At 42.2% G+C, this 14,459-nt stretch carries 13 protein-coding genes; 4 read left to right on the top strand and 9 right to left on the bottom strand.

Annotated features, from left to right (window positions below):
- Nucleotides 1-86 precede the first annotated feature (86 nt).
- Entirely contained in the window at nt 87-1,502 is a 1,416-nt protein-coding gene (locus GFC28_RS07305; protein ID WP_044746740.1) for a branched-chain amino acid transporter BcaP, read from the bottom strand.
- A 391-nt stretch (nt 1,503-1,893) separates the two neighbouring features.
- Here GFC28_RS07305 and GFC28_RS07310 point away from each other — a divergent pair, with 391 nt between their 5' ends.
- Together GFC28_RS07310 and GFC28_RS07315 are read left to right on the top strand one after the other, a co-directional pair.
- On the top strand, nt 1,894-2,235 hold the full coding sequence (locus GFC28_RS07310; protein ID WP_369818758.1) for a DUF485 domain-containing protein: 342 nt from the start codon (nt 1,894-1,896) through the stop codon (nt 2,233-2,235).
- A complete protein-coding gene (locus GFC28_RS07315) occupies nt 2,232-3,770 on the top strand; it encodes a solute symporter family protein (RefSeq protein ID WP_044746742.1) in 1,539 nt (512 codons plus the stop codon). The genes GFC28_RS07310 and GFC28_RS07315 overlap by 4 nt, the downstream gene beginning before the upstream one ends.
- 54 nt (nt 3,771-3,824) lie before the next feature.
- Here GFC28_RS07315 and GFC28_RS07320 read toward each other — a convergent pair whose 3' ends face one another.
- The 6 genes from GFC28_RS07320 to GFC28_RS07345 form a co-directional block, all read right to left on the bottom strand.
- Nucleotides 3,825-4,304 (bottom strand): hypothetical protein, encoded by a 480-nt coding sequence (locus GFC28_RS07320; RefSeq protein WP_156487516.1) that lies wholly within the window; start codon nt 4,302-4,304, stop codon nt 3,825-3,827.
- A gap of 80 nt (nt 4,305-4,384) precedes the next feature.
- The gene (gene menC, locus GFC28_RS07325) at nt 4,385-5,494 is read right to left on the bottom strand and encodes an o-succinylbenzoate synthase (protein WP_044746744.1); all 1,110 of its coding nucleotides are present in this window, start codon (nt 5,492-5,494) and stop codon (nt 4,385-4,387) included.
- Entirely contained in the window at nt 5,491-6,342 is an 852-nt protein-coding gene (locus GFC28_RS07330; protein WP_044746745.1) for a GNAT family N-acetyltransferase, read from the bottom strand. The genes menC and GFC28_RS07330 overlap by 4 nt, the downstream gene beginning before the upstream one ends.
- Complete coding sequence (locus GFC28_RS07335; RefSeq protein ID WP_044746746.1) at nt 6,317-7,483, bottom strand: M20 peptidase aminoacylase family protein; 1,167 nt, start codon at nt 7,481-7,483, stop codon at nt 6,317-6,319. Before GFC28_RS07335 ends, GFC28_RS07330 begins: the two co-directional genes overlap by 26 nt.
- A gap of 93 nt (nt 7,484-7,576) precedes the next feature.
- Complete coding sequence (locus GFC28_RS07340; RefSeq protein ID WP_044746747.1) at nt 7,577-8,008, bottom strand: threonine/serine exporter family protein; 432 nt, start codon at nt 8,006-8,008, stop codon at nt 7,577-7,579.
- A gap of 11 nt (nt 8,009-8,019) precedes the next feature.
- A complete protein-coding gene (locus GFC28_RS07345; protein ID WP_044746748.1) occupies nt 8,020-8,763 on the bottom strand; it encodes a threonine/serine exporter family protein in 744 nt (247 codons plus the stop codon).
- Between the two features lie 1,605 nt (nt 8,764-10,368).
- Here GFC28_RS07345 and GFC28_RS07350 point away from each other — a divergent pair.
- Together GFC28_RS07350 and GFC28_RS07355 are read left to right on the top strand one after the other, a co-directional pair.
- Entirely contained in the window at nt 10,369-10,869 is a 501-nt protein-coding gene (locus GFC28_RS07350) for a cation:proton antiporter regulatory subunit (RefSeq protein WP_044746749.1), read from the top strand.
- A 9-nt stretch (nt 10,870-10,878) separates the two neighbouring features.
- Nucleotides 10,879-12,105, top strand: a complete 1,227-nt coding sequence (locus GFC28_RS07355; protein WP_044746750.1) for a cation:proton antiporter — start codon at nt 10,879-10,881, stop codon at nt 12,103-12,105.
- Nucleotides 12,106-12,669: 564 nt separating this feature from the next.
- On the opposite strand, the gene GFC28_RS07360 is transcribed toward GFC28_RS07355, so the two are convergent.
- Together GFC28_RS07360 and GFC28_RS07365 are read right to left on the bottom strand one after the other, a co-directional pair.
- Nucleotides 12,670-13,434, bottom strand: coding sequence for an IclR family transcriptional regulator (locus GFC28_RS07360; protein ID WP_044746751.1), 765 nt, complete (start codon nt 13,432-13,434; stop codon nt 12,670-12,672).
- Nucleotides 13,435-13,500: 66 nt separating this feature from the next.
- On the bottom strand, nt 13,501-14,283 hold the full coding sequence (locus GFC28_RS07365) for a fumarylacetoacetate hydrolase family protein (RefSeq protein ID WP_044746752.1): 783 nt from the start codon (nt 14,281-14,283) through the stop codon (nt 13,501-13,503).
- Nucleotides 14,284-14,459 lie beyond the last annotated feature (176 nt).

The raw sequence follows: 14,459 nt of genomic DNA on the forward strand, positions 1-14,459 counted from the left end.
TTATAGCAAAAAACAGAAAAGGAATGCACCTTTGCTCAAAAAAGACCTTTGCATTCTTTAGCAAAGGTCTTTCCAACATCATAACATTAGCTTACTTTTTCATTTGCCTCAGCCGGTCCGTTCAATGTACTATGTCTGCGGCCATATGCAAAATAAATGACAAGACCGATGAGTAACCATAATCCAAAACCAATCCATGTAGTGGCTGGAAGCTGAAGCACTAAATATCCGCAGAAAGCAACAGCCAACAACGGAATCCAAGGAACTAATGGCGTTTTAAACGCACGTTTTAAATCAGGCTGTGTTCTACGCAACACGAGCACTCCGACTGAAACGGTAATGAAAGCAAAAAGCGTTCCAATATTGGTTAGCTCTGCTAATTTATTTAAAGGCACTACTCCTGCAAAGAAAGCAACCATTAGACCTGTCAACCATGTATTCACATATGGTACTTGTTTTCGTTGACTAACACGTGAAAATACTTTTGGTAACAAACCGTCACGGCTGATTGCATAGAATAAGCGTGTTTGTCCATACATCATAACGAGCAATACCGTAGTAATACCAGTAATCGCTCCAAGTGAGATGAAGCCGGCTACCCAATCTTGATGAATATAATTTAACGCAAAAGCAACTGGGTTTTTGACATTCAATTGGTCATAAGGGACAATACCTGTCAATACGAGTGACACCACGATGTATAAAGCTGTACATATTAGCAATGAAGCAATAATTCCGATCGGCATATCGCGCTGCGGATTTCTTACTTCCTCCGCTGCTGTTGAAACCGCATCAAAACCAATGTAAGCAAAGAATACAGTTGCCGCACCCGTCGCTACGCCTGAAAAGCCATATGGCATAAATGGAGTCCAGTTATCCGGCTTAACATACCATGCACCCACAGCAAGGAACAAAAGAACAACGGCAACTTTAATGACAACCATGACAGCATTAAAGCGCGCAGACTCTTTCACACCGCGTGTAAGCAATAATACAATTAAAAGAACAATTACAATCGCAGGCAAATCAATAAAGGTCCCTTTTGCTGGATCGTATGCGCTTGTTAGCGCTTTCGGAAGTTCAATGCCAAAACCTGCAAGCAATCCTTGGAAATAACCGGACCAGCCAGCTGCTACTGCTGAAGAAGCGACCCCATATTCCAAAATGAGATCCCAACCTAAAATCCAAGCAATCAACTCACCAAAGGCCGCATAACTGTAAGTGTACGCACTTCCCGATACAGGAACCGTTGAGGCGAACTCTGCATAACAAAGAGCTGCAAATACGCAAGCAAGACCCGAAAGAATAAAGGAAATGACAAGTGCCGGACCCGCGTGTTCAGCAGCTGCAACCCCAGTCAATACGAAAATCCCTGTACCGATGATGGCTCCGACTCCAAGCATCGTTAAGTCAAAGGCGCTTAAAGATTTTTTTAGGGACGCCCCTTTCCCTCCTGCTTCTTTCAGAAGGACATCAATCGATTTCTTTCTGAATAAACTCATTGTTTGTCTCTCCTTGTCGTTTTCTGTAGAATTTTGCAGAAGTACACGTGAAACATTGTATACTATTCAATATTTTTTGTAAAGTTGAAAAATGAAAAAAGAGTGAGATTATTTTTTATATATAGACAAAAAATTTAGAATTTTTCAACTTATTCCTATCACTAAGCATTCTTTTACAATATTATTGTTATTGTTCAATAGCGTTCCTCATTTTTCTAATAAATAATCTTCCAAAATAATGAATTTTTTTCAATTCCCAATTTACAAACTTTTCTGATAAATATATAATAAATTTGTGAAAAAAATGTGAACACATAGGGAAAGGAGGGAAGTTTATACATTTTTCTCATCTAAAATAAAAAAAGATTATGAGGAGGGGCAAAACATGGAAATGCAAAAAACCGTTTCACAGCAAGACCACACGTTTACAGATTACAGTCAAATTGTCCAATCTGCTTCATTTCAGCAGCTTATGCAGGCCAAAAAAAGATTTATTTTACCGTTTTCTTTATTCTTTATGATTTTTTACTTTTCTTTGCCGATTTTAACATCATACTCTAAAGTGCTTAATACCCCCGCCATCGGTTCTATCAGCTGGGCTTGGCTCTTTGCTTTTGCTCAATTTATTATGACGTGGGCTCTATGCACGCTCTATTCCAAACGGGCAGCCAAATTTGACGAAATGGTAGAAAAGATTAAAAATGAGGTCAAAGAAAGGAGCCACAAATCATGAACGGCTTAGCTTTTTTCCTTTTTCTTGTTATTGTCGGCTTAACTCTTATCATTACCTATTTTGCTTCCAAACGAACCAAAACAACAAGCGATTTTTACACGGCGGACAGCACCCTTACCGGCTGGCAAAACGGCTGGGCGATCGCCGGGGATTACATGTCAGCCGCCTCATTTTTAGGAATTGCCGGAATGATTGCATTGACCGGATTTGATGGATTTTTTTACAGCATTGGCTTTCTCGTGGCGTATCTTGTTGTTCTTTATATTGTAGCCGAACCTCTTCGCAACTTGGGGAAATATACGATGGCTGATATGATTGCCGCCCGATTTGACGAAAAAAAAGTCCGCGGAGTAGCGGCTCTTAATACGATTACCATTTCCATCTTCTATATGATTGCCCAGCTTGTTGGGGCAGGGGCGCTCATTAAGCTTTTATTGGGAATTGATTATGTGTATTCCGTTCTCATTGTCGGTGTGCTCATGACCGTCTATGTGGTATTCGGGGGAATGACAGCTACAAGCTGGGTGCAAATTGTCAAGGCTGTACTGCTTATGGCTGGAACGTTTATTATTTCCATTATCGTATTCGCCAAGTTCGACTTTAGCGTTGTGAAAATGTTCAATGAAGTGAAAACAGCCACTCCACTTGGTGAAGCATTTTTAAATCCTGGAAACAAATTTAAAGACCCGCTTGATACACTCTCTCTAAATTTAGCTCTCATCTTAGGTACAGCTGGACTTCCGCACATCTTAATTCGCTTCTTTACAGTAAAAGATGCTCCAACCGCTCGAAAATCAGTTGTGTACGCGACATGGATCATTGGCCTATTTTATGTGATGACCATTTTCTTAGGGTTTGGAGCAGCTGCATTTGTCGGCTATGACAAAATTGTGGCTGCAAACGCGGCAGGAAACATGGCCGCTCCTTTGCTAGCAGAAGCGCTTGGCGGAGATTTCTTATTCGCTCTCGTTTCAGCCGTTGCATTTGCTACCATCTTAGCCGTTGTCGCAGGGCTTGTGCTATCGGCCGCCTCCGCATTTGCGCACGATTTTTACAGCCATATCATCCGGCATGCCCAAGCAACAGAAAAAGAACAAATGGTGGCAGCCCGCTGGGCATCAATCGGGGTTTCTGTTCTGTCCATTCTTTTAGCATTATTTGCTCAAAAGATGAATGTGGCATTTCTTGTTTCATTAGCCTTTGCTGTCGCTGCCAGCGCTAATTTGCCCATTATTTTGCTCACGATTTTTTGGAAACGCTTTAATACAACAGGTGCCATAACGGGTATGCTCGTTGGACTAATTAGCTCACTTCTGCTTGTCATCATGAGTCCGAACGTTTGGTCACCGGAGCCAGGAGCCGCTATTCTTGTCGGCGAACCGCTCTTTAAACTTGCAAATCCAGGAATCGTCTCCATTCCGTTAGGATTTATCGCCGCTTTTGTCGGAACGCTCTTATCATCGAAGAAAGCAGATGAGAAGAAATTTAATGAAATTCTCGTGAAAGCGAATACAGGGATAAAAGAGCTAACCTGATCAGACAGTGAAACAGGCTGAACTCGGGACATATTTCGCGAGCTCAGCCTGTTCTTATAACAAACGAATCCGTAAAATAAGCGGAATTCGAAAATGATAACCATTGATATTATCCGTGATCATAACCATGCCTTGATACGTCCCTGATATCGTCAGAAGCGGCAAAAAGGTGATTTGCAATGGAATGGAAGCCGTCTCATTTGGCTGAATAGTGAGATGATGAGGAACACTGACAATATAATTCGTACCAACAAGCGATAAAAATGGCGGTGATACATTTTCAATGGCGAGCGAAACATCCGCTTGGCTTTTTGTTTTATTCATAATCGTAAAAGAATGCAAAATGGTGGTATGGAAATTTGTAATCCCGGAAAGGCTTCCCACATCGAGTGACAACGTGGCATTTTGTCCGGTGGATACATACTGATGACGGTCCGTGGGCTGTCTTGTGTCGGTGCTATTTAATAAATCATAAAAAAAGAAACCGTTGCCTGTTGCGAGCTGTCCTTGAGCTGAATTTGCCTCTGTCCACACCGCCTTCGCCTCCAACGGCAAAAGCAAAAGAGCAAACAATAAAAAGCCGGTCCCTGATAAGGACCGGCTCCTGGAATCAATTAAGCGTCATATATTTTTTTAAATACCGTGTAACGGTCCACTTGCTGGCGATTCACTTCATACCCGATTCCTGCCCTTTGAGGCACATGAATCACCCCGTTATGTACGGTCACCTCCGGGTCAATAATGTCCCTTTCCCAATAATAAGAAGAGGCCGCTGTATCGCCAGGCATCACAAAGTTTTCAAGTGTTGTCAGCGCGATGTTGTGGGCTCTGCCCACTCCCGATTCAAGCATTCCTCCGCACCAAACGGGAATGCCATGCTGTTGACATAGATCATGAATAAGCTTCGCTTCTGTCAACCCGCCTACACGGCCAATTTTAATATTAATGATTTTGCAGCTTCCAAGCTGAATCGCTTTTTTTGCATCCTCCCACGAATGAATGCTTTCATCAAGGCAAATGGGTGTATGCAATTTGGCTTGCAGCGTTGCGTGATCAACAATGTCATCAGCGGCGAGCGGCTGCTCAATCATCATCAGCTGAAACTCGTCAAGCGCCTGCAAACGTTCAGCATCCTCTAATGAATAAGCGGAATTCGCATCAGCCATAAGCGGCAAATCAGGAAAACGGCGGCGAACTTCACGGACGACCTCAACATCCCAGCCCGGTTTAATTTTCATTTTGATGCGCCGATATCCTTCGCCAGAATAGCGCTCAATAATGCGCAACAAATCATCCACGCTTTTTTGAATCCCAATGCTGATGCCTACTTCAATTTCCTTCTTTTTTCCCCCAAGCGCTTCACTTAATGAGAGTTCGCTTTTTCTTGCATAAAGATCCCATACTGCTCCTTCAATCGCTGACTTCGCCATATGATTTTTTCGAATCGCCGCAAAGCGCTGGCGCAACTCATTCGGATGTTCCATCGGCTTTTGCAGCACAAGAGGCAACAAAAAATCCTCCAGCATATGCCAATTCGTTTTCACCGTTTCTTCATTATACCATGGAGAATGAAATGCCACTGACTCTCCCCATCCCGATACGCCATCTTCATCAATCGCTTCCACTAAAATAAACTCCTTCTTTGTAAAAGCACCGAAACTTGTAACAAACGGTGATTTCAATTCCATTTCCATATGCCGCAAAATAACTTGTTTGATTTTCATTCGTCGCTTCTCCTCTCATCTAAAGCTAACTTTTGGCGCTTCACTAATACGTAATACTGAACAGGCTCGCCTTCACGACGTAAAATATGCGCCACTGCCCATCCTTGATGAAATAAGGGAACAAATACCTCTCGTGTTTTATAACGCCAATCCAAGGCCAATTCATCATCTTTCTCTTTCAGCCTCTGGAAATAAAGCGGGATAGGAACAAAAAGCACGGATGGCTGCTCAAGGCGTTCTCGAATGTCCACTGGAAAAACAGCTTCCGGCATCCCGTCCTTTCTCTCGCGCCAATGAAGTGCTGCCGCTCCTTCAGAACCGCAGATTTGCGAAAACATATGATGCCTCTCGGTTAAATGCGAACTTAAAATTTTCCACTCAACCCAAAAACGGTCAGACGGAAGATTGCGATTGAGAGCATCGTCCATTTCTCCATAGCAGTTTTCAATATAATCGGAACAAACAGCGCCAAGCTTAGCAATATTTAAATAGCCGTTGCGGCTCTCAAGCGGATCATAAGTCCATCGAATCGTCCGGTATCCAAGCCTTTTCGCTTCTTCCGCCTGCTTCATCTTGAGCATATAGCCGATTCCATGATTGCGAAATGATTCATCAATACCCAGCATATGGGAGCATAAATAGATTTCTTCTCCTTGATATCCAGGAAAGCTATACACAAATCCGACAAGTTTCTCCTCCACATACGCTCCAATAATAATGCCGCCGTTTTTAGCTACGGTCAATGTTTGGTGAAGCGGGGTAGGGGTTGCTTTCCAAACATGCTGCTCCAGCTGCGCCATTTTTTTCAGCTCTTCAATCGTGCTAATTTTTCTTAACGAAATGTTCAACGTCTTTCTCCCCCTGTGTTGCTTGTTGGAATGTTTCGATAATCGCTCTTGCTAATATCTCGATGCCAATTAGCAAATCTTCGCGGCGAAACGTCATCGCTGGATGATGCAGACCTGGCGTCAGATCGCAGCCAAGACCGAGCATGGTTGTTTTCAATGTTGGCTTCAGCACGGAATAAAAATGGAAGTCCTCTCCACCAGATGTCACCACAGGAGGAGCGCATTTCTCCCTTCCGATCGTTTGGATAATGGCGCGTTCCATGATCGATTGCGCTTCTTGATGAACTTGGGCAGCCACAATGCGAACCCCTTGATCCAAGTGAATATCCGCTCCATAGATAAGGGAGATTCCATTTGCCACATGGTGAAGCCGTTCGAGCAGCCGCTCCATCGCCTCATTCGTCTGCGCCCGTAAATCAAGGGTAAATGCTGCGTAATCAGGAATGACATTGGCACTTTTTTCTCCGGCATGAAAGCGCGTCATTTTTATTGACGCGGGTACTTGCGGGTCCATGTGAATATGGCTTAATTCTTGCACGAGCGCGCTTCCTACCTCGATCACATTGACACCTAAATGAGGCCTTGCAGCATGGGCAGCGACTCCTCTAATCTCTCCTTCTATCATTTGCGCAGCTCCATGCAAAATGGCCGGAGAAGCATAGCCGCTTTTCAGCTCTTGAATGGGGCGCAAGTGAACGCCGTATAAAAACTCAACCTCATCGACTACTCCTTTCTCCAGCATTTTCAAAGCACCTTTCCCCTTTTCCTCCGCCGGCTGAAAAAGAAGCTTCAATTTTCCTGGAGGACGATAGCCGATGCGGTTAAACAGCTTCGCCACTCCAAGCACCATCGTCATATGAGCGTCATGCCCGCAAGCATGATTCGCCTGCCACACTCCGTCAATTTCTTGCCAAAGCGCGTCCATATCTGCTCGCAAGGCTACTGTCAATGAACCGGTTCCTATTTCTCCGACCACTCCCGTGCAATCGGAAAATGTCTGAACGCGATATCCTTCTTGCAGTAGCTGCTGCCGCAAAAATTCCGTCGTTTTTACTTCTTCCCAACTAATTTCTGGATGTCGATGAAGATGATGAAACACCTCAAATATTTCCTGCTGTATACTCTCGATTGCGTTTTTCATTTTTCCTCTCCCCACTGCATTGGTTCAGCTATTGCAAACATCTTATAATATTCAAAAAAATGTTTCAATAAAATTCATAAAAAAAACGAACTTCTATCTTGAAGTTCGTTTTTTCATTAATTGATTCGCCACTTCTGAAAAAACAATCCCCATCGCAATGGCTCCCGAAATCATAAATGCCTTGGCAGCGAGTTGGATCGCCATGCTATAGTCGTTCATCACCACATACCGCATCGCTTCATACGCCATGCCTCCTGGGACAAGCGGAATAATGCCAGAAATACTAAACACGGTAATGGGCGTTTTGTACATTCTAGCAAACAGTTGGCTCACCACGGCAATGAAAAACGCAGAAACGAATGTGGCAAATACCGGATCCGTCTTATATTCAACAAACGAAATATAAATAAACCAGCCAATCATCCCGACAAAACCGCAATGTCCCAGCAGTTTTTTCGGAACATTAAACATCAAACCAAATGCGGCGGATGCAATTAAACTTGTAACAAGCTGTTCAATCATCATGCTTTTCTCTCCTAATACATCGTCAAAATCACAGCAATGCCGGTGCCGATGGCAAATGCGGTTAAAAAGGCTTCCGCTCCTTTTGATAACCCCGCCACTAAATGTCCGGCCATTAAATCACGCACCGCATTGGTAATCAGCACTCCCGGCACTAGCGGCATCACCGAGCCGATAATAATTTTATCAAGACTTGTTCCCAAGCCAAGAGAGACAAGCGATACGGCAACAATCCCGGCCAGAAACGATGCAAAAAACTCAGCAAAAAAACGAATTTTTACAAGTCGATGAACATAATCCAATCCGCAGAAGCCAATCCCCCCTGAGACCAACGCCGGCAAAAAATCGTGCCATTTTCCTTGAAACATAATGACAAAACAGCCGCTCGCCACCGCAGCTGCCGCTACTTGTGCCCAAAAAGGGTAGGCAAGATGCTGTCGTTCTAATTTTTTTAACCTTTCATAGGCTGCTTCGAGCGAAAGCTGGCCGCTGCTTATTTGCCGGGAAATATCATTAACCATTGCCACCTTCTGCAGATCGGTGGATCGCTCCACAATGCGAATCAGCTTTGTCGGTCCCGCTCCATCCATCGAAAAAATAATTCCCGTCGGCGTCACATAGCTATGAGAATGCGTCATGCCAAACGAAGCGGCCATTCTCATCATCGTATCCTCCACCCGATAGGTTTCCGCCCCGCTTTGAAGCATAATTTTTCCCGCCAACAAGCAAACTTCGGCTACTTCATTTGATCGCTCCATAAAACAACTCCTTTATCCTCTAAACTCTATTGAGATATTATCGAAAAAACACGCTTTCGACAACTGCCCGCTCGCTATTTATTAATCTCACACCATCAGACATTCAAACCATAATCCGTTCCCTTTTTAAATATTATAGTAGTGCGAATGGTACGATATATAGGCATGAACCATTTGTATTTGAATTTCTAAGCCAAACAAAAGATTTCAAAGCTTTTCTAAATATAACATGAGTTAATTTAATGTATTGCTCTGCTATCAATACACGAATCCTTCTTCATTTATAAATGCGATTGATGATTTCGGTATTCGATCAATGGCAAACACTTACCTTTTTTGGCAAAAAGACCGTTCAACTCCATAGCCTCGCAAATAGGCAGCTGTCAAGTTTACATCTATCTCATTAAGTATAATGCCTCATGAGCACTATGGATTATATTCCTATAATCCCCATTTAGATACTGCAATGTATTTGCATGTCACGCATGATATAGTATATAATGTGGGTGGACATATGGATTAAGGGGAACATTAGTATATGATGACGAAGCTTCCAAATAAGCTGACTTTATCTTGAAAAATCAATGAAACATTCGGAGCAAGCCAATGCTTCCCTGATTCTTGGTGGCGTTGTTGCTTTTGTAAATGATGGGTACACAAAGTTTTTAAGATGCTGTTTCTATGACAAACCATGACAAAAAATCAAGATCCATAGCCATCTTATTTCCCATCCTCTTTATCAAAATCCATTCCTTTCTCTTTTAGAGCAATGATTTTAAAAAGCTCTCTCTTTTCACAGCCAAGTAGCCTGTGCTAAAAATCACATCCATATATGATGTATGATCGCCTCAATCATTGGTTGAATCACATAAACTCTCTCTTGAGATATTCATTATAGTCAATATAGAAAACTGAGATACATCATCTCCATAGTTTAGCGGATTCTTAAGCATGACACACTTATACACATCTTCTCCCGATGATTGAGCCAAGGGCTACTCTTCAACAAGTTAAAAACAGCTGCCTGATCATAGGGATGCCACGATAATATGTCACAAGTGTTGATTATTCGTTGCTTAACTTAAACTGACTTAACACCCGTTTTTCTATCTCTTTCCTTGAATGAGAATGTCAGCGGGCCCATCTATTTGTCCACAAAGCATTTGTTGTTTGAAAAGGGCATAACTGTCAACACCATCGCTTGCTGGCTATGGCAGAAAAGCGAGAAATCAAACGGTACCAATAAGGTTTTATTGGATTATCAACACGCCTGATCATATTTTCTGCTCCTATCCCTAGGGATGAAATGGACCCGATAAAGCGAGCTCTCTTTCCATCCATTTTCATCACCTAGGCCAAGAATACTGGAATGATGCTGCAAAGATGTCTAATTCTCATGAGAAATTAGTACATCCCCTATCTTCCAATCCTTTAGGTTTTTCTCTCCTGTCAGCTGAGGATTGAATAGTTTTCTCCTTATCATGCCGTTGATTTTGGACATGTTTGAAAACCTTAAGACCAAGATGGAAATCATCTAAAATCATTTGGAACTAATTTTCCCTTATTCCATTTAAGAAATCATTTAATAAAAAGGAGTGTTATTTGATGCGTATTAGAGAAAGCGAGCTTCCCGGCATTGGGTATAAGTTTGAGATTATTACAAAAAATCAAGATAAGCTTGTGATCGTTATTCACGATGATGGACGAAGAGAAATCTACCATTTTGACTCTGATAATCATGAAGAAGTTCTTAGTACAGCTACATTCGATGACGTTGAAGCTAGACAAATCGCTGGCATTTTAGGCGGCATGGCCTATAAACCGAAAGCATTAGAAAGTGTCGATTTTGCCTTTGATGACTTAATTATCGAATGGTATCAAGTAGAACCTGGCGCACCCGTTATTAATAAAACGATCGGGGAAGTAGATATCAGAAACAATTTTGGCGTAACTGTTATCGCCATTAAGAAAAAGAAGACGAAAAAAACGATCAATCCTGGTCCTGATACCGTCATTGAGGCCGGTGATACTTTAGTCGTTTCCGGAGAACGGAGCCAATTAAAAGAACTCATTAATAACTTATTAACCAATAGAGGAAAGGAGTGACCGATATAGATGGATCATCTAGTACTCCAAGTCGGTACAGCGCTTGTTCTTGTTTCCATTGCCTCGCTTATTGCCCATAAACTTAATTTTTCAATTATCCCTTTCCTGATCGTTTTAGGCATGCTAGTTGGCCCGCATGCCCCAACAATCGGGATCATCGATCTCACCTTTATTGAAAGTCAGGAGATTATTCAATTTTTAGGAAGAATCGGCGTTTTGTTTTTGCTTTTTTACTTAGGATTGGAATTCTCGGTTGGCAAACTAATAAAGTCTGGCCGCAACATTGTAGTAGGCGGGAGCCTCTATGTAAGCATCAATTTTATTTTAGGGATTCTTTATGGATGGATCGCCGGGATGCCGTGGATGGAAACACTGATTATCGCTGGACTTGTCAGTGTCTCTTCCAGCGCCATCGTTGCAAAAGTTCTGGTGGATTTAAAGAGGACAGCCAATCCAGAAACAGAGTTAATCTTAGGAATTATCTTGTTTGACGATATCTTCCTTGCTTTATTTTTAACGACTATGTCAGGAGTTTTATTGGCTGGTTCCACTTCTGTCTTTGGAATCGTTACCTCAGTCCTTATCTCTGTCGGTTACATGCTGTTGTTTTTTCTCATTGCCCGAAAAGGTGCTCCTCTTTTAAACAAATGGTTAAACATTAAATCTGACGAGATTTTCATCATTGTTATATTTGCCACCTTATTTTTCATTGCCGGCTTTTCTGAAACGCTTCATGTTGCTGAAGCAATTGGTGCTTTACTGCTAGGGCTGGTTTTTTCCGAAACAGATCATCGCGATCGGATTGAACACATGGTTGTTCCGTTTCGAGATTTCTTTGGAGCCATTTTCTTTTTCAGCTTTGGATTAAGCATTGATCCATCTACACTAACAAATGCGATCTGGTTAGCATTAGGCGCTGCTTTCCTTACGATTGCCGGAAACTTTGTAGCTGGAATGATCGCAGGAAGAAGAGCCGGGCTGTCTCATAAAGCCTCCACTAATATTGGCTTAACGATTATCGCCCGCGGAGAGTTTTCCATCATTGTTGCGAACTTAGGAATTTCGGCAGGTCTAAACCCCGTGTTGACTCCTTTTACCGCCCTTTATGTTCTAATTTTGGCGATCGCTGGACCACTGTTGGCAAAAGAAAGCAAAAAGATTTACCAGTTTTTAAATCAATTTTTCAAATGGAGTCATACCCCTGAAAGAAAAAAAATAAACGTTCCCGGTGAATAAAGTGAATCGTATGAATCTAAAAAATAAAAAATCGATTAGACCTTCATTTATATAAAAATTTTAACGATTGTTAACTAAAACCTTGTGATTCTATTCACTAAAAATCCCACTATTTCACTTTGTTTAGTGATATTTCAAGAAAAAACGGTTTGGTTTGCTCATTCTTATTTTGTTAAAACTCTACGATTCTTCGCTTATCTCAAATATGATCCCTCTTCGCGCGGAAATGCCTATCGAATTGAATGGATGGCGAGAAATAAGAGCATCATGCCTCTTAGTTCAAAAAGGTGTCGGCGGGCTATGAAACTGCCCGCCGATCATTTTGTTATCTTTTTCTATAAAATATGTTATTAAATTCCGATCCAACTCACTTGTTCAAATCGGATGGATAATCCATTCATTATCAGCACATGGACTTGGACATGAACATGCTCCTTATAAAACAAGCTAGCCTCCTCTCTCCGAACAACCGAGACGTTTTTTCTCTTTCAACATAGATTCGCGCTTTTATTCACGTGCAACAAAAAAGCCCGATATCTTCCAGTAAGATACCGAGCACTGTTTCTATACATATCCCAACCTTGCGGAAATTTGTTTGCCAATTTGCTGCATTCTTCCTTGCAGCTGTTTGATCCGCTCATCGGTCATTCGTATCGTCGGACCAGAAAGGCTGACAGCGGCAACGACCTTTCCCCCATACTCAAAAATCGGTACGGCAATACAGCGAATCCCGTATTCGTTTTCCTCTAAGTCGAGAGCATAGCCCTTTTGTTTGACTTGAGCGAGTTCTTGCAAAAAGGCATTTTGATCGGTTATCGTTTGATCCGTATGTCTTGGCAATCCTTTGCGCTCTAAAATATCAAGGACAACATTTGTTGGCAAATGGGCTAAGATCGCTTTCCCCACTGCCGTGCAATGCATTGGGGCTCTTCTGCCGACTTTTGAATGCATGCGCAGCGTTTCCGTTCCTTCTAACTTTTCGATGTAAATGACTTCTCCTTGGTCATATACGACAAGATGAATGACCTCATTTGTTTCCTTTTCTAATTCCTGCAAATATGGCTTGGCCTCTTTTCGTAAATCGATTGATTCAAGCAACTTCGAGCTCAGCTCTAAAAATTTATAGCCAAGTTTGTAACGGCTTGTTTCTTCATCTTGCTCTATATATCCATATTGAACCAGTGTGGATAAGATTCGATATACAGAGCTTTTGTTAATATCCATCTGTTTAGCAATTTCTGTAACGCCTAAGCCATCCTTTTCCGAACAGACAATATCGATAATGTCTAATGCCCGGCTCACAGACTTGACCATATTTTCTCTTTCCATGCTCTCTCACCTCTGTCACAACACATAATAATTCATTATACCATTGATTTCCGGGCATTTAAGCGGTTACTGACCGGCTTGAACACTTTCTTGTGCCGCAACAAATGGATTGCGAAGCGTTCCAATCTCTGCAATCTCACATTCAATCAGATCCCCTGGCTTAACAAATTCGGCCCCTACTGGACTTCCCGTTAAAATCACATCTCCTGGCTTCAGCGTCATAATATTCGATAGATAGGAAATCATTTTACAGATTGAAATTACCATAAGTTCCGTCGGACTATTTTGTTTTTCAACACCGTTCAATCTTGCCTTTACACTCACCTTGAAAGGATTGAGCTCCGTTTCAATGACTGGACCTAATGGGGTAAACGTATCAAATGCTTTGCCGAGCGTCCAATGGCCGTCTTGATGAAAAAATTGCGGTGCCGTTACATCGTTCCCAACGGTATAGCCGAACACATAATTCAATACATCTGATTCTGGAATATGTTTCGCTTCTTTTCCAATCACCACCGCCAATTCTGATTCAAACTTCACGTGGTCGATTCCTTTTGGAATGATAATTTCTTCTTCAGGCCCGATCACCGATGAAGTGGGCTTAAAGAAAAACACCGGAATTTCCGGCAGCACATCCGGAATCTCTTGTTTTTGCGAGACGTAATTGGCACCGATTCCGATGATTTGATTCGGCTCTAACGGAGCAAGAAGCTTGACCTCATGCCCGGAAAAGGTTTTTTCTGTATACTCCCATTTTCCAAACATATCCCCTTGAATTTCTCTGATCCTACCATCTGTTACGATACCTGTGTACCTTTCTCCGTTCGCTATAAATCTAGCAAATTTCATCCCTTTTCTCCTCTCGTCCAATCTGTCATCCGCTCTTGAAAGAGTCCTGTGACTTGCCTTTTCGCCAATCAACTGTGTGATAAAAGAGCTAAATCACACCTTTTTCCAACCTGTTTTTATGAAAAGAATGCCTGACTCTTGAACGATTCTGAAAATCATTCAGCCATGATTCAGCA

It is taken from the genome of Anoxybacillus sp. B2M1 (genome assembly GCF_001634265.1).
In the GTDB taxonomy this organism is placed as follows: domain Bacteria; phylum Bacillota; class Bacilli; order Bacillales; family Anoxybacillaceae; genus Anoxybacteroides; species Anoxybacteroides rupiense.

Excerpts from the sequence above, each read along its gene's own strand:
- GFC28_RS07305 (WP_044746740.1), bottom strand. The coding sequence starts at position 1,502 with ATGAGTTTATTCAGAAAGAAATCGATTGATGTCCTTCTGAAAGAAGCA.
- GFC28_RS07310 (WP_369818758.1), top strand. The coding sequence starts at position 1,894 with ATGCAAAAAACCGTTTCACAGCAAGACCACACGTTTACAGATTACAGT.
- GFC28_RS07315 (WP_044746742.1), top strand. The coding sequence starts at position 2,232 with ATGAACGGCTTAGCTTTTTTCCTTTTTCTTGTTATTGTCGGCTTAACT.
- menC (WP_044746744.1), bottom strand. The coding sequence starts at position 5,494 with ATGAAAATCAAACAAGTTATTTTGCGGCATATGGAAATGGAATTGAAA.
- GFC28_RS07335 (WP_044746746.1), bottom strand. The coding sequence starts at position 7,483 with ATGAAAAACGCAATCGAGAGTATACAGCAGGAAATATTTGAGGTGTTT.
- GFC28_RS07340 (WP_044746747.1), bottom strand. The coding sequence starts at position 8,008 with ATGATGATTGAACAGCTTGTTACAAGTTTAATTGCATCCGCCGCATTT.
- GFC28_RS07345 (WP_044746748.1), bottom strand. The coding sequence starts at position 8,763 with ATGGAGCGATCAAATGAAGTAGCCGAAGTTTGCTTGTTGGCGGGAAAA.
- GFC28_RS07350 (WP_044746749.1), top strand. The coding sequence starts at position 10,369 with ATGCGTATTAGAGAAAGCGAGCTTCCCGGCATTGGGTATAAGTTTGAG.
- GFC28_RS07355 (WP_044746750.1), top strand. The coding sequence starts at position 10,879 with ATGGATCATCTAGTACTCCAAGTCGGTACAGCGCTTGTTCTTGTTTCC.
- GFC28_RS07360 (WP_044746751.1), bottom strand. The coding sequence starts at position 13,434 with ATGGAAAGAGAAAATATGGTCAAGTCTGTGAGCCGGGCATTAGACATT.
- GFC28_RS07365 (WP_044746752.1), bottom strand. The coding sequence starts at position 14,283 with ATGAAATTTGCTAGATTTATAGCGAACGGAGAAAGGTACACAGGTATC.